At 59.2% G+C, this 19,081-nt stretch carries 18 protein-coding genes; 14 read left to right on the top strand and 4 right to left on the bottom strand.

The window, feature by feature from the left end; all coding sequences use genetic code 11:
• From nrfD to VKV28_06315, 8 genes are read left to right on the top strand one after another with little or no spacing between them, the layout of a single operon-like run.
• Window positions 1-1,335, top strand: coding sequence for an NrfD/PsrC family molybdoenzyme membrane anchor subunit (gene nrfD / locus VKV28_06350; GenBank protein ID HLH76416.1), 1,335 nt, complete (start codon window positions 1-3; stop codon window positions 1,333-1,335).
• Entirely contained in the window at window positions 1,332-1,844 is a 513-nt protein-coding gene (locus tag VKV28_06345) for a DUF3341 domain-containing protein (protein HLH76415.1), read from the top strand. The genes nrfD and VKV28_06345 overlap by 4 nt, the downstream gene beginning before the upstream one ends.
• A complete protein-coding gene (locus VKV28_06340) occupies window positions 1,828-2,349 on the top strand; it encodes a cytochrome c (GenBank protein HLH76414.1) in 522 nt (173 codons plus the stop codon). Before VKV28_06345 ends, VKV28_06340 begins: the two co-directional genes overlap by 17 nt.
• The gene (locus VKV28_06335) at window positions 2,346-3,497 is read left to right on the top strand and encodes a hypothetical protein (protein ID HLH76413.1); all 1,152 of its coding nucleotides are present in this window, start codon (window positions 2,346-2,348) and stop codon (window positions 3,495-3,497) included. Before VKV28_06340 ends, VKV28_06335 begins: the two co-directional genes overlap by 4 nt.
• Window positions 3,494-4,543, top strand: a complete 1,050-nt coding sequence (gene coxB / locus VKV28_06330) for a cytochrome c oxidase subunit II (GenBank protein HLH76412.1) — start codon at window positions 3,494-3,496, stop codon at window positions 4,541-4,543. Before VKV28_06335 ends, coxB begins: the two co-directional genes overlap by 4 nt.
• 7 nt (window positions 4,544-4,550) lie before the next feature.
• Window positions 4,551-7,022, top strand: a complete 2,472-nt coding sequence (ctaD, locus tag VKV28_06325) for a cytochrome c oxidase subunit I (GenBank protein ID HLH76411.1) — start codon at window positions 4,551-4,553, stop codon at window positions 7,020-7,022.
• Window positions 7,019-7,339: a cytochrome C oxidase subunit IV family protein gene (locus VKV28_06320; GenBank protein HLH76410.1), complete on the top strand. Its 321-nt coding sequence runs from the start codon at window positions 7,019-7,021 to the stop codon at window positions 7,337-7,339. The genes ctaD and VKV28_06320 overlap by 4 nt, the downstream gene beginning before the upstream one ends.
• Window positions 7,340-7,357: 18 nt before the next feature.
• Window positions 7,358-8,188: a cytochrome c oxidase assembly protein gene (locus VKV28_06315; protein ID HLH76409.1), complete on the top strand. Its 831-nt coding sequence runs from the start codon at window positions 7,358-7,360 to the stop codon at window positions 8,186-8,188.
• 70 nt (window positions 8,189-8,258) lie between these two features.
• On the opposite strand, the gene dapB is transcribed toward VKV28_06315, so the two are convergent.
• From dapB to VKV28_06295, 4 genes are all read right to left on the bottom strand, one after another.
• Window positions 8,259-9,056 (bottom strand): 4-hydroxy-tetrahydrodipicolinate reductase, encoded by a 798-nt coding sequence (gene dapB, locus VKV28_06310; GenBank protein HLH76408.1) that lies wholly within the window; start codon window positions 9,054-9,056, stop codon window positions 8,259-8,261.
• Window positions 9,057-9,331: 275 nt separating this feature from the next.
• Window positions 9,332-9,544, bottom strand: coding sequence for a hypothetical protein (locus VKV28_06305; protein ID HLH76407.1), 213 nt, complete (start codon window positions 9,542-9,544; stop codon window positions 9,332-9,334).
• 14 nt (window positions 9,545-9,558) lie between these two features.
• Window positions 9,559-10,551: an NAD(P)H-dependent glycerol-3-phosphate dehydrogenase gene (locus VKV28_06300; GenBank protein ID HLH76406.1), complete on the bottom strand. Its 993-nt coding sequence runs from the start codon at window positions 10,549-10,551 to the stop codon at window positions 9,559-9,561.
• 30 nt (window positions 10,552-10,581) lie between these two features.
• A complete protein-coding gene (locus VKV28_06295) occupies window positions 10,582-11,202 on the bottom strand; it encodes a DUF1054 family protein (protein ID HLH76405.1) in 621 nt (206 codons plus the stop codon).
• Window positions 11,203-11,428: 226 nt separating this feature from the next.
• Here VKV28_06295 and VKV28_06290 point away from each other — a divergent pair, with 226 nt between their 5' ends.
• The 6 genes from VKV28_06290 to VKV28_06265 all read left to right on the top strand — a co-directional run.
• Entirely contained in the window at window positions 11,429-12,124 is a 696-nt protein-coding gene (locus VKV28_06290) for a rhomboid family intramembrane serine protease (GenBank protein ID HLH76404.1), read from the top strand.
• Window positions 12,125-12,265: 141 nt separating this feature from the next.
• Window positions 12,266-13,645 (top strand): replicative DNA helicase, encoded by a 1,380-nt coding sequence (gene dnaB / locus VKV28_06285; GenBank protein HLH76403.1) that lies wholly within the window; start codon window positions 12,266-12,268, stop codon window positions 13,643-13,645.
• Window positions 13,646-13,870: 225 nt separating this feature from the next.
• Window positions 13,871-15,190 carry a Rieske 2Fe-2S domain-containing protein gene (locus VKV28_06280; GenBank protein HLH76402.1) on the top strand — a complete coding sequence of 440 codons (1,320 nt, stop codon included), beginning with the start codon at window positions 13,871-13,873 and terminating at the stop codon, window positions 15,188-15,190.
• A 35-nt stretch (window positions 15,191-15,225) separates the two neighbouring features.
• Window positions 15,226-16,311 (top strand): LLM class flavin-dependent oxidoreductase, encoded by a 1,086-nt coding sequence (locus VKV28_06275; protein ID HLH76401.1) that lies wholly within the window; start codon window positions 15,226-15,228, stop codon window positions 16,309-16,311.
• A 183-nt stretch (window positions 16,312-16,494) separates the two neighbouring features.
• Window positions 16,495-18,432: an alpha-1,4-glucan--maltose-1-phosphate maltosyltransferase gene (locus VKV28_06270; GenBank protein ID HLH76400.1), complete on the top strand. Its 1,938-nt coding sequence runs from the start codon at window positions 16,495-16,497 to the stop codon at window positions 18,430-18,432.
• Window positions 18,429-19,081 (top strand): alpha-amylase family glycosyl hydrolase (locus VKV28_06265; protein ID HLH76399.1); only part of this gene is annotated, 653 nt, incomplete at its 3' end. The genes VKV28_06270 and VKV28_06265, both read left to right, overlap by 4 nt.

Raw genomic sequence — 19,081 nt, 5'->3', positions numbered from 1 at the left:
GTGGCTGTTACAAAGCCGAGCTACCGCGAAATCGACCAGGCGGTACTGCGCACCCTGGAAACTCCGGGGTTCAAGTATTGGCTGTGGATTGGCTTTCTCTTTTTATTGATCGTCTGGGGGGCGCTGTGCTGGACCCGGCAGATTTACGAGGGTTTGGGCGTAACCGGGTTGCGTCAGCCCACCATGTGGGCGGTGTACATCACCAACTTTGTCTTCTGGGTTGGTATTGCTCATTCCGGAACGCTGATTTCCGCCATCCTCTACCTGTTCCGCAGCCGCTGGCGGACCGCGGTGTACCGCTGCGCCGAAACCATGACCGCCTTTGCGGTCATGACCGCCGGACTCTTCCCAATGATCCATCTGGGGCGGGTTTGGTTTCTATATTGGCTACTGCCCTATCCCAATCAGCGCGCGCTACAACCCAATTTTCGCTCGCCCTTGGTGTGGGACGCGTTTGCGGTCAGCACCTACCTGACCGTCAGCATCGTATTCCTATTCATGGGCTTGATTCCTGACGTAGCCAACGCGCGCGAAGCCTCCAAGGGCTGGCGGCGCGTCTTATACTCCGTCGTATCGCTGGGTTGGCAGGGCACCGACGAGCAATGGCGCCACTACTCGATGCTGTACTTGCTGCTCGCCGGGCTGGCCACGCCGCTGGTGCTCTCGGTTCACAGCGTGGTGTCGTGGGACTTCGCGATGGCGCAGTTGCCGGGTTGGCATAGCACCATCTTCGCGCCCTATTTCGTCGCCGGGGCTATTTTCTCGGGCTGCGCGCTGGTCCTGACCCTGCTCATTCCGATGCGTCGCTGGCTGCACTTAGAAGAGGTCGTGACCCTGTGGCACATGGACAATCTGGCCAAGATAGTCCTGTTCACTTCGATCATCGTGAGCTACTCCTATGCCTGCGAGTCCTTCATGGTGTGGTACACCCACGATCCTTTCGAGATGATGACCTTTCACGTGCGGTACATGAATTACGGCTTCTGGATCATGATTTTCTGCAACTGCTTGGCGCCGCTGCCGCTGTTTTCTGACCGCATCCGGCGCAACATGCCAGCAGTGTGGGTGATTTCGATCTTTGTCAATATCGGGATGTGGTTCGAGCGCTTCGTGATTATTGCCGGTTCGCTGTCGTCAAATTTCGTGCCCTCGCAATGGGGCCCATACCAGATCAGCATCACCGAGTTCAGCATCACTGTGGGCAGTTTTGCCTGGTTTCTGATGCTGTTCAGCCTGTTTGCCAAGTTCCTGCCGATCGTATCGATGACCGAACTGAAGGAAGGGATAGGGTGGTTGCGCCAGGCCTTGCGGGAAGACTCAGCGGAGGCAGCATGAGCGAGGTGATGGTTATCGGCGCCTTCGCCGACGAAGAAGAATGCATCGAAGCCGTGCACGCGCTGGCCCACGCCGGCTATCGCAAGCCGCGGGTCTTTTCTCCAATTCCCTGCGCTAGGCTTTTGGCCGCGCTGGGCCATACCAAGAGTCCGGTGCGAGCGATTGTCCTGTGCGGTGGCATTATCGGCGCGCTCAGCGGTTTTGCCCTGACGATCGGGACGTCGCTTTACTGGCCCCATTACGTGGGGGGCAAACCCATTGTGTCGCTGACGCCATTTGTGATCATTGCCTTCGAGCTGATGATTCTGTGCGGCGCTCTGTCCGGCTTGACCGGATTTTTTGGTTTGGTGCGATTTCCCCGTCTGGAATCGGCGGAAGGATTCTTGCCCAGTTTTGCGGGCGATCGCTTTGGCATCGCCGTGTCGTGCACCGAGAACGATCGGTCCAAGGTCGAAACCCTGCTCCGCAACGCCGGCGCCGAGGAGGTTGTACGTGAATCGGTTGCGTAAAGCCGCAGCGGCGGGTCTAATCCTGGGCGCGGCGGGACTGTTGGTGGCGTCTCCTGCGGTGCACGCCTTTCCCTGGAGTATCGATATGTTCCGCGGTGCCGCGATCCAGCCGATGGCCGAGGCCCCGCGCAATCAGCCGCCGGGGACTTTGGCGGTCAACGGCGAGCCGCCCATGACTCGGGATGTTGCGGCACAAGTGCTTAAAAATCCGCTCACTCCTACCCCCGCCGTGCTGGCGGCAGGCAAGCGGCTGTGGATCAACGATTGCAGCCCCTGTCATGGCGAGGACGGGCGCGGCGACGGTACGGTGCGCCATCTGCTCAAGGAGCCGGCGGCGGATTTGACCGCGGGCGAACCCACTGAGCGCACCGACGGCTATATCTACGCGACCATCCGCAACGGCAGTTACATCATGCCTTCGTACGGCGACGCGATGTCGCCTGAGGAGCGCTGGGAAGTGGTACTTTACGTGCGTTCATTGCAAGGGAAGGTGGCTGCGAAATGAACGGCAACCACCAGGGCGCCAAGACCGCGCTGATAGTCGCGGTGCTGATCGGCGTGGCGACGTTCTTCGTCGCGCTTACCCACGGCCTCTCCGAGCGGGCTTGGGAGGCGTTTTTAGTCAACTTCCTTTTCTTCATGTTTATCGCCCAAGGCGGCGTGGTGGTGTCGGCCTCCTTTTACCTGACCCACGCGCGTTGGGGCGGGGCCGCGATGTACCGCTTGGCGGAAGCCTTTGCCGGCTATCTGCCGATAGCCTTCGTCCTGTTCTGGGTTCTGTATGGCGGTCGCCATGCCTTATGGGTGTGGGTTGACCATCCGCTCCCCGACAAGGCGGCTTGGCTCAACGTGCCCTTCTTTTTCACTCGTGACGGGTTGGGGATTCTGCTGATGTGCCTGCTGAGCTTGGTCTTTGTGCGCGTCTCCCGGCGCGAAGAGGTGCGCGCTTGGGCCGAGAATTCCGCCAATATCGAACATCCCCCGTCGGCTGTACGTCGCTTGGCACTCGTGCTGGCCGGAGCGTACGCGGTCGTCTACACAATGCTGGCTTTCGACCTGATCATGTCGATGGCGCCACGCTGGCACAGCACCCTGTTCGGCGCCTGGATTTTTGCCACTGCCTACTGGAGCGCGCTGGTGACGATAGCGCTGCTGACCATCATCACGCAGCGGCAACTCGGCTCCGATGAGCGTGAGGCCCACCTCGGGGTGATGCACGACATCGGCAAGATGGTCTTCGCCTTTTCGGTGTTCTGGGTTTACCTGTTGTTTTCCCAGTACATCGTGATCTGGTATGGCGATATTCCCTCCGAAACCTTTTTTGTCGTGCCACGGGTGCAGCTCCTGCCCTGGGGTGCCCTGGGCTGGGCTACCTTGCTACTGATGTGGGTGATTCCCTTTTGTGTTCTGATGGGGCAGCGCAGCAAGCGCACTCCGGCTGTTCTGGGCACAGTCAGTGTGCTGGGGTTGATCGGAGTCTGGATCGATCTCTATCTGCTCGTGGTGCCTTCGGTATCGCCGCGACACATTCCCTTCGGATGGGTTGAAGTGTTGATTACAGTAGGATTTTTTGGGCTGTTTGGCCTGGCTGCCATCAGTGGTCTACGCCGGGTCTCGCCCCCGATGCGTCCGGCTTCCTGGGAGGGTGCATGATGGCGGGCAGAGGTCTGGTGGCTTGGTGGGACTTGCGCGGGCGGGTGGCGCATGCTGGCTGGGCTGTCATGTTGGCAGTGTTACCGCTGTTGTCCGCCTGTGGCGTCAAGTTTCCGGCGAATACCTTCGTTGCCCATTCGGATCTGACCAAGGCCATCCAAGGGCTGTATTGGGAGGTAATTGTCTGGACCACCGCAATCCTAATCCTGGTTTGCGCACTGGTTTTCGCGATTCTGGTCAAGTACTCCACCCGTCCCGGACCCGATAAAAAGCCGCCCCCGGAGGAATTTGAAAGCCTGGCGCTGGAAATCGCCTGGGTGGCAGGTCCCGCGTTGATTCTGCTATTGATCGCGATTCCTTCCATTCGCTTGGTCTTTGCCTCACAGCAGGTGACAGCGCCGCCCAACGCTCTCATCGTTGAAATCACTGGCCATCAATGGTGGTGGGAAGCAACCTATCCCCAGTATGGCATTCATACGGCCAATGAATTTCATCTACCGGTGGGGCGCCCGGTGCGCTTTATCCTAACCTCGGCCGACGTCATCCACAGCTTCTGGATGCCACAGTTAGGCGCCAAGCGCGACGTGGTGCCCGGTCACACCAATCAGATCACCTTTACTCCAAGCGAGACCGGCGAGGATTTCGGCGAATGTGCCGAGTTTTGCGGCACTTCTCATGCCAACATGCGGTTTCGCATCTTCGTCGATACGAAGGTTGGATTTGACAACTGGGCCACCAATATGGCCAGTGCTGCGCGCCCTGCGGTTGGTGGCCGCGTGCGGGCTGGACAGAACATCTTTGCCACCAGTGCTTGCACCCCGTGCCATACGATTAAAGGCTTTTCCGCGGGCACGATTGCTCCGGATCTGACTCATTTCGCGACGCGGACCACGCTGGCAGGCGGTACTTTCGCCAACACCCCAAGCAATCTGGCAAAATGGATTACCAATCCTGAAGCTATGAAGCCGGGCGCGCAGATGCCAGCGCTGGGCCTCCGGGGCCCTGAGCTGACGGATTTGGTCGCATACCTAGAGAGCCTTAAGTAGGAAGTCAATGGCGGCTTTACCCAAAGAAATTGGCCACGAAGAGACCTACCTGGAGGGCGGTGGAATACTGGGCTGGCTGACCACCGTCGACCACAAACGCATCGCGATCCTGTACGGTGTCACGGTTTTGTTTTTTTTCCTGCTCGGGGGCATCGAAGCGCTGCTCATGCGTATCCAACTGGCGCGGCCAGACTCGCACTTCGTCAGCGCCTACGTTTATAACGAGCTGTTTACGATGCACGGCACCACCATGATCTTTCTGGTCGTGATGCCGGTAGGACTGGGCTTTTTCGCCAACTTCATCGTGCCCCTGCAAATTGGCGCCCGCGACGTCGCCTTTCCCCGCATAAACGCGCTGAGCTTTTGGATTTTTTTGTGCGGCGGGATTGTGCTTAATCTGGGCTGGCTGGGCAATGCCGCTCCCGACGCAGGCTGGTTTGGTTATGCTAACCTGACCGAGCGCTACTATTCGCCAGGACTTAACGTCGATTTCTGGTCGCTTGGCCTTTTGATTTCCGGCGTGGGCAGCATTCTGTCGGGGCTTAATTTCTTCGTCACCATCATCAACATGCGCGCGCCCGGGATGACGTTTATGCGGCTGCCACTGTTCACGTGGTCGGTCCTCATTATGTTTATCCTGATCTTGGTCGCCTTTCCGCCTTTGACTGTAGGGCTGATCTTTCTGGTGATGGACCGCTTCTTCGGCGCCCATTTCTATGACGTGGTGGCCGGCGCCACGCCTCTTTTGTGGCAGCATCTGTTCTGGCTCTTCGGCCATCCCGAAGTTTACATCATGGTCTTGCCCGCCTTCGGGATCATGTCGGAGATTGTTTCGGTCTTCTCGCGCAAGCCTTTGTTCGGCTACCCGGTGATGGCGTACTCCACCGTGCTGATCGGATTCTTGTCCTACGGCGTGTGGGCCCATCACATGTTCGCAGTTGGGATGGGACCGACCGCCGATGCCGCCTTCGCGCTCAGCTCGATGCTGATCGCGATTCCCACTGGCATCAAGATATTTTCCTGGATCGCGACTATGTGGGGCGGCGAACTTAACCTCAAAGTCCCCATGCTTTATGCGCTGGCTTTCATCATCCAGTTCACGATGGGTGGGCTAAGCGGCATCATGCACGCCCAGCCGGCGATCGACTTGCAGCAAACCGATTCCTACTTCGTAGTAGCCCACTTCCACTACGTGCTTTTCGGCGGCTCGCTCTTCGCCTTGCTCGGCGGCCTGTACTATTGGTGGCCAAAGGTCACCGGCCGGATGATGAGCGAGAAGCTGGGCAAGTGGCAGTTTTGGCTAACCGTGATCGGCTTCAACGTCACCTTCTTTCCGATGCACCTGCTGGGCGCGTGGGGCATGCCGCGGCGTAATTACACCTATCTGCCCTATATGGGTTGGAACCGTCTCAACATGCTATCCACCGTGGGCGCCTTTATCATCGCCTTCGCCATCCTGCTGTTGCTGATTAACATGGCGATGAGTCTGCGCGATGGTGAAAGGGCCAGCGCGGATCCGTGGGATGGGCGGACGCTGGAATGGGCAATTCCCTCGCCCCCACCGGAGTACAACTTCGAACGCATTCCGATCGTCCATGGGCGGGATGTCTTCTGGCTCGACAAGTATGGGACGGGAGCCACTACCCATGGGCGTATTTCCGGAGGCGCCTCCGCATCTGACGTCGGCGTAGCGGCACTGGAGGCCGAACCAGCCACGGAGATCCATTTGCCATCGCCGTCGATCTACCCGCTACTGATCGCCCTGGGGATGACCATGGCGATCGCCGGATATTTGTTATGGCTGCGAATCGCGCTAACCGGCGTATTTCTGACCGTGTTCACCGTGATTGCTATGGCATTCGAGTATCCGGCGGCCGGTGCCGAGGTCCACAGCGCGATTGGCGAAAGCACTGGTCTGGACAACCGCAAGGTGGGGATCTGGTCGTTCATCGGCTCCGAGTCCATCTTCTTTGCCTCGCTGATCGCCACTTACATGGTGTACAAGGGGCGCGACCTAGTCGGACCGACCGCCGAAACTATTCTCAATATTCCGCTTACCAGCACCACCACTTTCGTCCTGCTGATGAGCAGCTTGACGATGGTCCTGGCGCAGGATTCCTTTCGGATCAAATCCGACCGATGGGGCCGGCGCTGGCTGTTGGCGACCATCCTCCTGGGGCTGGTCTTTTTGGGTGGTCAAGTTTTCGAGTTCCATGATTTTTACATGCGGGGACTCAGTATTTCCACCAATCTGTTCGGCGAAACCTTCTACACCCTGGTTGGATTTCACGGGCTGCACGTACTGATCGGGGTGATTATCCTATCCTGCTTGGTCGGCGCTTCTTATTTCGGATGGTTCGACGAACGCCGGCGCGACATGGCAGTGGAAGAGGCGGCTCTCTACTGGCACTTTGTCGACGTTGTCTGGATTGTGATATTCTCGTTAATCTACCTGATGAGGGCGGTTACCAAGGCATGAGCGGCAGCGCTGTAGGTCACCTGGAACACGAAATTCACGAATCTCGCACTGCCACCTACCTGCTGGTGGCGCTGATCCTCACTGCGTTGACTGCTGCCGAGGTGTGGATCTCGTACATCCCAGCTCTGCTCCCGGTGCTGGTGCCAATGCTGTTGGTACTATCGGGTGCCAAGTTCGCGCTGGTGGCTTTATTCTACATGCATCTGCACTACGACAATTGGGTTTTCAGCGGCGTTTTTGTGCCGTTCCTGTTTCTGGCTGCGTTCGTGATTTTGGTGCTTCTCGGCCTGATGATGCGTTATTTTTCGGGGTTCTAAGACCATCGCCTGCGGCCGATGAAAACCGCAGGCGTCAAGGATGCGATGGAAGACCTGCATCCCAGCGTCATTATCGGAGTTTTGATTCTTGCCGGCCTCTACGCCGGCTCGGCTCATTACAGCGGGCGTAAAATCCGGACGCTACATGCGCTTTCTTTTGGCGCTGGCCTGATGGTGATGCTGGTTGCCTTGTGCGGCCCAATCGACGAGCTCGAAGACAGCCGACTGTTTGCCGCGCACATGTTGCAACATTTGCTCCTGTGCCTGGTGATGCCACCGCTGCTGCTGTTGGGCGTGAGCGACTGGATGCTGCGTCCGATCATGCTGGCGCGCGGAATTCGCCCCGTGGCGCGCATGGTGACGAACCCAATCATCGCTTTTTTTATCTACAATTTGTCCCTTGCTTTGCTGCACGCACCACGAGTCTATGACCTGATGTGCCGCAACGAGAATTTCCATATCACGGCGCATATCATTCTGATGGCCGCTGGCGTCATCATGTGGTGGCCGCTGCTTAGCCCCTTGCCCGAGCTGCCGCGACTAAGCTACCCGGCCCAGATGCTGTACCTGTTTGCGATGCTGATTCCGATGGCTGCGGTGGCTGCGCCGATTTCGCTATCGCAAACGGTAGTTTATAAGTGGTATCTAGAGGGACCTCATCCCTTCGGCATCTCTCCGCTTGCTGACCAGGTGGCCGGCGGCCTGATGATGTGGGTGGGTGCGGGCTTTTACGAGATCTGCGTGGCAAGTCTGATCTTCTATCGCTGGGCGAGCTGGGAAGACCGTGACGAACCCCCGGTGGGAGTAGCTACTTTACCTCCGGTGTCTCACCTATCGCGAGTCCGCTGAGTGTTGGGCGTACTCGGTGATCTTCAGGTTGGTATTTTTCTGACCAGACCGTAGTTGATGGGGTGGCCAGCTACAGTCCGAGCACGTCGGCCATCGAGTAAAGTCCGTTGGGCTGAGCGGCCAGCCAGCGAGCGGCGCGCAGGGCGCCACGGGCCAGTGCTTCGCGACTTTGGGTTCGATGGATCAGCTCAAGCCGCTCGCCACCGCCGCAAAAAAGTACCGTATGATCGCCCACGGCATCGCCTCCACGCAGCGCCATCACTCCGATCTGACCTTCAGGACGCGGACCGATGATTCCCTGACGACCGTGCAGCTTGTTGGCTTCAAAATCTTGACCGCGCGCAGCGGCGATAGCGCGCCCTAAAGCCAAGGCTGTGCCGCTGGGTGCGTCGAGCTTGGTGCGGTGATGCAGCTCGAGCACCTCCGCGTCAAACTCGGGCAGCATCGCGGCCACTTCGCTGACCAGACGGCTGAGTACGTTGACGCCCAAACTCATGTTGGGTGCGATCAGGGTCCGGGTACGCGACGCCAGCGTCCGCGCACGTGCCATCATATCGGGAGCGAAGCCGGTGCTGCCAATCGCGATCGCGGCACCGCGCGCGGCGGCGATTTCCAGATGGCTTAGGGCAGCGCTAGCGTTAGTGAAATCCAGGGTAACGGTATCGGGCGCGGCCAGCGTGGCGTAATCCGCGCCGATTGGCACCCCCATGGGCTCAACCCCCGCCAACGTACCGGCATCCAGCCCCAAAGCCGCGGAGCCCGCCGCTTCCACCGCACCGATCAGCGTCAGCTCAGGCTCCCGCGCTAGCAGCGAGATCAGCGTGCGCCCCATTCGCCCAGCGGCTCCAGTGATAATGAGCTTAGTCATCAAGACCTCACGGCGTGAGCTGATTGCTGATTTCCCTCTGAGCAGCGGGAGATTCTCATGGGTGCGAGGCCCGCCGACGTGTGAGTATCGAGTACGTCGAGGCCGCTGGCGAGGGCGGGATCCTGCGCGATGACTGAGCCGGCACGTTACTCCCACTCCAGCTTTTCCCCACGGCACCTCGTGGGGAAGGGGGCCAGGGGGCGATCCAGGCAGACGGCTATGTTCAGGCAGATAAGAGAAAAAGTGCAAGCCGCGCAAAGGTATCGCATAGCCCGCTAGGCGGCCTTCTTGCCGTGGGCGAGCTTATAGTGCTCTTCGCATAGGCTTCCCTTGAAGCGTGGTTTGCGGCATTTCTCTTCAGTACAGGTGCGATAGCGCGCCTTGGGCATTTCGCCTCGCTTCCACAGCCGGTAATGCTTACGGCAATAGCCTTTGGCTATTACCTGATGAGAACAATCGCTTGCTTTGCAGGTTGCTTCGTCGGCCATGCGCCATTCCTTGACTAAAATTCCGCTTTAAGTTCGCGGCTCAACAAATTCTCAACGATAGTCCGTGGCGGCTGCTCTTCATAGAGGCACCGGCCAACCGCCTCGACCAGGGGCAGTTCGACCCCAGCTCGCGCGCCCAGTTCCGCCAGCAATCGGGTGTTGACCACCCCTTCGGCCACCTGTCCCGGGGCCAGCCGCGGAAGGCGGCCGGCGCCGATAGCCAGGCCCCATGCATGATTGCGCGACAGCTCGCTGGTGCAGGTTAGCACCAGGTCCCCAAGGCCTGACAGGCCGGCTAAGGTTTCGGTGCGGGCGCCCAGCGCATTGCCCAGGCGGATCATTTCCGCCAGGCCGCGGGTAATCACGGCCGCGCGCGCGCTTAGGCCAAGGGCCAGACCGTCGCCGATGCCGGCCGCGATCGCGATCACATTTTTGAGGGCGCCGCCCAACTCCACGCCGATCACATCCGAGCTACGGTAGATGCGTAAAAGCGGCTGCGCAAGCAGCCTCTGTACCATGCGCACGCAGGCGGGATCGCGCGCCGCGGCCACCAATGCGGCCGGCTTGCCGCGTGCAATTTCAACCGCAAAGCCCGGTCCCGACAGCGCGGCGACGGCGGCGCTGGAAGGAAGTATTTCCGCCAACGTCTGTGTCATCGTGCCGAGCGTATGCTCTTCGAGCCCCTTGGTAGCACTGACCACGATTGCATCAGGAGCGAAGAGCGCGCCCAACGGAGTCAGGCAGGCGCGCACGAACTGCGAGGGGATGGCCACGATTATGAGCTTGGCGACGGCCACCTCCGGTTCCCATCGAGGGTTAATTCGCAGGTTTGGTGGCAGTTCGATCCCGGGCAGGTAGCCTCGATTCTCACGCTCTCGTTCCAACGCGGCGGCTTGCTCCGCACGATGGGGACAGAGGGTGACTTCTCGGCCGGCCCGGCTGAGTGTAACGGCCAGAGCCGTACCCCAGGCGCCAGCGCCAAGAATCACGATGCTCCCACCGCTCATCGAGCGCTTTCCCAACCGGCGATAGAGCGGTCAGGTCGCCGAACGGCAGAGCCTATAAAGAGGTGCCAATTCGGCAAACGCTTCGCACATTTCATCGCGCTCCAGCCGCAGCGAATCTTTGGCGGACCAGCCGAAACCAATATCGATCCCACCCGTCTTCTTGTTGAGCGCCTGCGTCAAGCTTGCCCATAGCTCGTCCATATCCTGGATCGGCGCCGGAAGGGTGTGGAAATCCCAATTATCGTAGCGCGCCAATGGCGTGTTGCGCAGGCCTTGGCTCAATTCGCCACCTTTGCGTTTGAGCACGGCGGCCATCTCCGGACGATGGTCGGCCTCGGGCTTGACCACTACCCGGGCATGCAGACCGGCGCCCGAAATGCACAAGCCAAGGTAGGGATAGCGTTTGTAGCCCTTGGGCGAGGGGCCAAAGGCGCACCAGGTTTCAGGCGGTGGATTGACGGTGCGGCGGGCGTGCTTGGCAACATGAGGGAAAAACTCTAGATGCAGCCGCCGCGCCAGGGCCGGGGCCAGCTCATCGCCCAGGCGCAGCAGTTTGGGCCGCACCAAGGCGTAAATCTGGGCCATGCGCTGGCTGAAACCCTCGATTTCAAAAACTCTGAAATCCGCGCCGGTAAAACCCAGGGTCGCCATCGTAATTAATCTCCTTCCAGAGCGCCGCCGCTTCCGCTGCCAGAGTTTACAGGGTTCACGCACTCGCCGCCAAGGCGCCGCCCCCGCCTCGCCAGCGGGATCCTCTGCGCCTTAAGGACAGACCAGTCGCCTGGCTAAGAGCGGGGTGGCCAGTGACCGAGGCTGAAGCGTTTCATCTGTTCAACCGGACTGGCCGGTATGCCTACGTGGGTGAAGGCTCGGTATAGTGGAATGCAGCACGATGATTCCCTTGCACGACGATTTAGGCTTCCCGCGGTTTTTAACGGTCACCTTTCTGCTGGTTATGGTCAACGTCGCTGTGTTTGCCTACCAGCTGAGCCTCGGGTCCCAAGCGCCCGCCATGATCGCGACGTATGGCTTGGTGCCAGCGCGACTAACCGCCCTGAGCAAAGGCGAAGGCTGGGCACTGCTGACCTTGCTCACTTCGATGTTTGTGCATGGCGGTATCTTGCACCTGGCCGGTAACATGCTTTACCTGTTTATTTTCGGCCCAGCCGTCGAGGCCAGATTTGGCCCTCGGCGCTATGTGGCGTTTTATCTGATAGCTGGGATGGTCGCGGGACTGGCCTTGGTCGCGATCGATCCGGCCTCGCCCACGCCGATGGTGGGGGCCAGCGGGGCCATCGCCGCAGTGTTGGGCGCATACCTGGTGCTTTTTCCCAAGGCACGGGTCAAAACTGTGCTGCCAATATTTATTTTGATTGAATTTATCCAACTGCCGGCCTTGCTTTACCTGATGCTGTGGTTCGCTATCCAGCTTATCGCCGGCTTATATAGCGGACACGGAGCTGCCGCGGGAGTCGCCTGGTGGGTTCATGTAGGCGGCTTTCTGATTGGGGTCGCAAGCGCGCCTCTGCTAGCCTATCACAAGCCGGTTGCGCGGCGGGCGGTGGCAGTTTGAGGTGTTAACAACCCGATCAAGCTGTTGAGGAGTGTATCGATTTCCGATCGCTTGCAGCTTGCCGAACGACTAGCTGCCAAGTATTTTACGGCGCTATAATCTAATTGCGGGTGCGATCTTAGGCACCGAGGTGGTGGGTTGGTGGCGGCAGCGGCGGGCAGCGATCTTCTGCGGCGAGTTCCTCCGCAAAATCTGGAAGCCGAAGAATCGGTTCTTGGCGCGGTCTTGCTCGACAACGACGCGCTTAACAGCGTGGTCGAAATCCTCAGCCCCGAGGACTTTTATCGCGACGCCCATCGTCGGATCTATCGGGCGATGGTCGATCTGGCCGATCACAACCAGCCGGTCGATGCGATTACGCTGACAGACGCCTTGCGCCGGCTAGGGGCGTTGGAAGAGGTGGGCGGCCCAAGCGTGATTGCCGAGCTGGCGCTGCGCGTTCCAACCGCGGCCAATGCTACCCATTATGCCCGTATCGTGCGCGAGAAGGCGGTGCTGCGCTCCTTGGCCTCAGTCGCCACCGAGATCGCCGGCTCGGCCTACGAAGCACGTGCCGATGCCGACGAGTTCCTGGACGAAGCCGAGCACAAGATTTTTGAAATTTCCGAGCGCCGGATTCGCCCCTCCTTCCATTCGATGGCGGAGTTGACGCGTGAGTCGCTCAAGCTGATCGAGCGATTGTACGAGCGGCGCGAGTTGGTCACCGGCGTGCCCACCGGCTTCACCGACCTCGATCGCATTACCGCCGGCCTCCAGCCGGCCGATTTAATCATTATCGCGGCCCGTCCCAGCATGGGCAAGACCGCGTTGGCGCTGAATATCGCCGCCTATGCGGCGATGCAAGCCGAACCCAAAGTTGGGGTGGCGTTTTTCTCCCTGGAGATGTCCAAGGAGCAGCTCGTGTTGCGTATGCTCTGTTCGGAGGCGCGCGTGGACAGCAGCCGGGCCCGCGCCGGATTTCTCAAAGGTGACGACTTCCCAAAGCTAGCGCAGGCCGCGGCGCGACTGTCAGAGGCACCAATTTTTATCGACGATAGCTCGGACACCAGCCCCATTGTGCTTAAAGCCAAATGCCGCCGGCTGGCGCGCGAGCGCAGCAACAACCTGGGCCTTATCATCGTGGATTATCTGCAACTGATGCGATCTTCGCGGCCGGGCGAATCGCGAGAGAAGGAAATCTCCGAAATCTCGCGCTCGCTCAAAAGCCTGGCCAAGGAGCTGAACGTGCCGGTTATCGCGCTCTCGCAGCTCAACCGCCAGGTCGAAACTCGCCCCGACCGCCGTCCGTTGCTAGCCGACCTGCGGGAATCGGGCGCGATCGAGCAGGACGCCGACGTGATCGCCTTCGTTTATCGCGACGAGATGTATCACAAGGACTCTAAGGCGGCGGGCACCGCCGAAATCATCATCGCCAAGCAACGCAACGGTCCCACCGATACCGCGATTCTTACCTATCTCAACCAGTTCACCCGCTTCGAGAATTACGAAGCTGTGGCCGGTTACGTCGAGGGCGAGTACTGACAAGGCGGCTGGCGCGCTGGCCTGACACGGCTTGCGATCGGGCAATTTACCGTCGCGCTCAGCTTGCCGACCCTGCCGGTGCCATTCCGCGACTTCGAAGAACAACAGCTCTGCGGCGGCGGGGGTTTGTAATTGAGACCATCCTCGCGTTATGAATCGGGTTTGAAGGGCTCCAGCTGGCAGCTTGGCGGCCAAGAAAGCTACCTGGGGAAGAGAGACACTCTGATGCTGTCGCACGAAGACAACCGACTGCTGACGCAAACCGGACCTGGCACCCCAATGGGTGAACTGTTCCGTCGCTTCTGGCTACCGGCGGCGCTGGGAACCGAGGTGGCAAGGGACGGTGCGCCCGTGCGGCTGCGAATCCTGAGCGAGGACCTGATCGGCTTTCGCGACAGTCAGGGGCGGGTAGGAATCGTCGAGGCTTATTGCTCGCACAAGCTGGCACCGCTGTTTTTTGGGCGCAATGAAGATTGCGGACTGCGCTGCGTTTACCACGGATGGAAGTTCGACGTGGACGGCAATTGCGTGGACGTGCCCAACGTCCCCGACCTCAAGGACGCCGACAGCCTCAAGCGCAAGGTTGGGCTAAAAGCCTATCCCACCCGGGAAGCCGGTGGCGTGATTTGGGTATACATGGGAGGCAGCAAGCAGATGCCGCAACTGCCCGAGTTCGAATGGGTCTTGGCGCCCAGCGGGCATACACATGTCTCGCGCTGGTTGCAGCGCAGCAACTGGGCGCAGGGCATGGAGGGAGAAATCGATAGCTCCCATATCAGCTTTCTTCATCGTCAGATGGTCCGCGAAGAGGAGACCAGCCCCTTTGCGCCGGTGGTCCTCGCAGGGGCAGACGGCTCGCCGGTCATGACTCTGGAGGAAACTGCGTACGGCTATCGCTACGGCGCGCGGCGCAACCGTGTCTCAGGCGACTTCTACTGGCGGATTACTCATTGGCTGGTGCCGATGTACAGCCTCATCGCCAGCCAAGAGTTTCCGCGTGGTGGGCGCGCCTGGGTTCCGGTGGACGACAATCATGTGATGGCTTTCGGCTATAACTACCGGGCCGATCGTCCATTTACCGCCGAGGAAATCGCCTACCTCGAAAACGGCAATGCTTTTCCCCCGCGCATCCATCGTGGCGCTTACCAGCTTCCCGACGGCTATGTAATCGATACGTATCTGCCGCTAGCAAACAAGGGCAATGACTACCTCATTGACCGGGCGATGCAGAAGCGGATTAATTATACCGGCATATACGGCATCAATGAACAGGATCGAGCTCTGCAGGAGAACATGCCGGGCAGCGCCGCCGCCTCCGGCGCGGTCGATCGTAGCCGCGAGCATCTAGTGTACTCCGATGTGCCGGCGATAACCGCGCGCCGAATTCTGCTCAAGATGGCGCGCGACCTGACTCAAGGAATCGAACCGTACGCCGCCAGCCACGGCGAGATCTATCGGGTTCGCGCGCTGGGCGCGCTTTCGCCCGCCGCCGAGCTCCATCAATTTCTGGAGGCTTTCGCACACGAAAGCCGGGTCATCTATTAGTCGGCGTACCAATTGCGCCACCGTTTCGGAGCCGCATGCGCATCGCACTGTTCGATACCTTACAATGGAAGGCGAATTCGACCTTTGACCCTCAGGCTGCCGCCGCGGTCTATGCTCAGCGCCTGGATGAATGGGAACGAGCCGAGCAGCTCGGCTTTGACGGCGTCTATATTGCTGAGCATCACTTCAACTCAGTCTTGACTCCCTCGCCCAACGTCCTGCTTGGCGCCCTTGCACAGCGCACCAGGCGCATACGCCTCGGCGTCATGGTCAACGTGCTGTCTTTTCACGATCCCCTCAGGGTCGCGGTCGAGAGCGCGATGCTGGATCTGCTCAGTGGCGGACGGCTGGATGTCGGGGTGGGGCGAGGGGTCAGCATTCGCGAATACGAGGGCCACCATTTGGCCTGGGAAGAGGGACGTGCGCGAGTGATGGAGGGAATGGAACTGGTGCTTCAAGCCTGGACCCAGGATGTAGTCCAGTTCAACGGCCAGTTCCGCCAGTTGGGCCCGGTGCGAGTCTCACCCAAACCGCTGCAGCAACCTCACCCGCCGGTGTGGGCTGCCGCCTACAGCGACGAAACGATTCGCTGGGCGGCGGACAAGAATTTTTCAGTGGGATTTACCCTGGTGCCGACCGAAGCGATTTGCCGCCAGCTCGACCTCTATCGCCAGTTGATGGAGCGACGCGGCCGCACTGCCGGGCCCCAGCGAATTCTCGTCACTCGCCCGGTGTTCGTTGGAGCCACCGACGCGCAGGCGCGCGCCGACAGCGAAGGCCCGATCAATGACATGTTCCGCTATTTTTCCCCGCCTGGGATCAAGGGTGAGATCAGGCAATGGCCGGCCGGGACCAAATTTTACAGCGAATTTTATCGCGCATTCCTAAAGCGAAACTTGAGCTTTGAGGATCTTATCGAGGCCGGGATCATCGTGGTCGGCGGGGCCGATACCGTGGCCCGCAGCATCGCCACCCAGCTGCAGCGTACCGGAGCTGATAATTTCCTAGCTTGGATGAACTTGGGCGCGATGAACGCCGACTTGGCGCGCGCTTCGCAGGAGGCTTTTGCAGCTCAGGTGATGCCCCGTCTGCGTCAGTCACAGCGCGCGCCCGCTCGCTAAATCGCTTAGGGCGTCGCGCGCGGTAACTGTACCGCTAATAGCGCGGACCGCCTTTGATTGAGCCAGGTTTTCTTTTAGCCTTTATTGCATGGCGCTGCCTGTTTGCCGTCGGTCGGTCGTAAAAGTGCCGACAGGCAAAGCAAGGCGCTGCTATACTGTGGTGCTGAAGGGAAGTCTTCGAAGATGGTCGGTCACATTATCATTGAAGGGGTAACGCCTTGCGGCGAATGCGGCCGTTATCCAATCAAACGGGTAGTGGGCGAGGCCTGCATAGTTGAAGCGGACGTCTTTCGCGATGGCCACCAACTCCTCAAAGCGTCGCTGCTATGGCGACGCGCCGACGCTGAAGGGTTCAATGAAGTACCAATGCAGGCGCTGGCCAACGACCGCTGGCGCGGCCAGTTTGTTCCTCTCGACAACGTCCCTCACATTTTTACCATCGAAGCCTGGACTGACCGGTTTGGTTCCTGGCTGAGTGATTTCATCAAAAAAGTCCACGCCGGCAAAGCGGTCAGGGGCGATTTGCTGGAGGGGATCGCGTTATTGCGCGACAGCAATGGCTACGCCCAAGCTGAAGACGCTGAACTGATCTTGCGCGCAATCGCTCAGCTCACGCCTTTGAACGACGCGACCGCGGCGCTTGCGATCGTCACGCAGCCTGAGCTGACACAGGCCATGGGTCGCGCACTTGTACGCCCCGACAAGACCCGATATGAGCCGGCGGTTCGTGTGATTGTCGATAGAGAACAAGCGCGCTTTAGCGCTTGGTACGAAATCTTCGTGCGCTCTCAGGGCGATCAGCCCGGTCATTCCGGAACCTTTGCCCAAGCCGAGCAGCGCTTGCCGGCGATTCGCGACATGGGCTTTGACGTAGTTTACCTAACCCCGATCCACCCCATCGGCGAGACCAACCGCAAGGGGGCGGGCAATAGCCTGCACGCCCGGGACGGCGATCCGGGCAGCCCGTGGGCGATCGGCAATCAATCGGGCGGTCACACAAGCATTGACCCGGCGCTGGGCACGATCGAAGATTTCGACCGTTTCGTGGCCGCCGCCAACCGTCTAGGCATGGAGGTCGCGCTGGATTTTGCCATTCAATGCTCGCCCGACCATCCGTGGGTCAAACAACACCCGCAATGGTTCCAGCATCGGCCCGACGGTTCAATCAAGTATGCCGAAAATCCACCCAAGGAATACCAGGACATTTATCCGATCGATTTTGACACGTCGGATTATGAAGCGCTGCGGCAGGAACTGCTCAACATTGTCCGCTATTGGATTGCTCACGGGGTTCGCATTTTCCGGGTCGATAACCCGCACACCAAACCGGTTGCGTTTTGGTCCTGGCTCATCGCAGAGGTCCAGACTGTTCGCCCTGACGTCATATTCTTAGCCGAAGCATTCACTCGGCCAAAAATGATGATGGCACTGGCAAAGGCCGGTTTCACTCAATCCTACTCGTATTTCACCTGGCGAAATACCAAGGTTGAGTTGACCAACTATTTGAGCGAACTAACGCAGCCCGCGGTAAGCGATTTTTTCCGCCCCAATTTTTTCGCGAACACTCCCGATATTCTAAGTCCGATTCTTCAGACGGGCGGTGCGCCGGCTTTCAAGATGCGCCTCATACTCGCGGCAACCCTTTCCCCCGCCTATGGTATCTACAGCGGTTTCGAGCTGTGCGAAAATGAAGCAGAACCGGGAACAGAGGAGTATTTGGCTTCGGAAAAATACCAGATAAAAATTCGTGATTGGAATCGGAAGGGAAATATCAAGGAGTTCGTAGCGCTGATCAACCAGATTCGCAACGCCAACCCCGCGCTACGTGAGTTTACCAATTTGCGCTTTTTAACCACCGACAGTGAAGACATAATTCTATATGCAAAAGCAACTGCCGATTTGGGCAACGTTATCCTCGTTGCTGTCAACCTCGATCCTTTCCAGGCTCATTATTGCACCGCTTTCGTGCCCCCAGAGGTGGTGGGCGTGGCCCCTGGACAACGCTATCGGGTGACCGATTTGCTCACTGGTGCGGTCTATGAATGGGGCGACCGCAACTACGTTCGCTTGGACCCGGTCATCGAGCCGGCGCACATTTTACGGGTTGACGGCCGTTTATGAAACGCAACGGAGGCTACTCACCTTCCGATCCACTCTGGTACAAGGACGCCATCTTCTATGAATTGAGGGTGCGCTCCTTTTACGACAGCAATGGCGACGGGATCGGCGATTTCGCGGGGCTCACCGCGAAGCTTGACTACCTTTACAAACTGGGGGTTACGACGCTCTGGCTATTGCCTTTTTTCCCCTCTCCGTTGCGCGACGACGGTTACGACATTTCCGATTATACCAATGTCCATCCCGACTACGGCACGCTGGCCGATTTTCGCAAATTTCTGCGTGAAGCGCACGCGCGCAACCTGCATGTCGTAATTGAGCTGGTCTTGAATCACACTTCCAGTCAACACGAATGGTTTCAGCGGGCGCGTAATTCACCGCCTGGCAGCAATTTCCGCAATTATTACATCTGGAGCGACGATCCTGAACGTTATAAGGACGCCCGGATAATCTTTCAGGATTTCGAGCCATCCAACTGGTCCTGGGATCATGCGGCAAAGGCGTACTATTTCCACCGTTTTTATTCTCATCAGCCTGACCTTAATTATGACAACCCAGCGGTACGCCGCGAGATGCTGCGGATTGTTGATTTCTGGCTAGGGCTGGGGGTTGATGGATTGCGCCTGGACGCCGTGCCCTACCTATATAAGCG

Source organism: Candidatus Binataceae bacterium (genome assembly GCA_035294265.1).
Classification (GTDB): Bacteria; Desulfobacterota; Binatia; order Binatales; family Binataceae; genus DATGLK01.
This window is presented reverse-complemented; position numbering and strand designations above follow the sequence as displayed.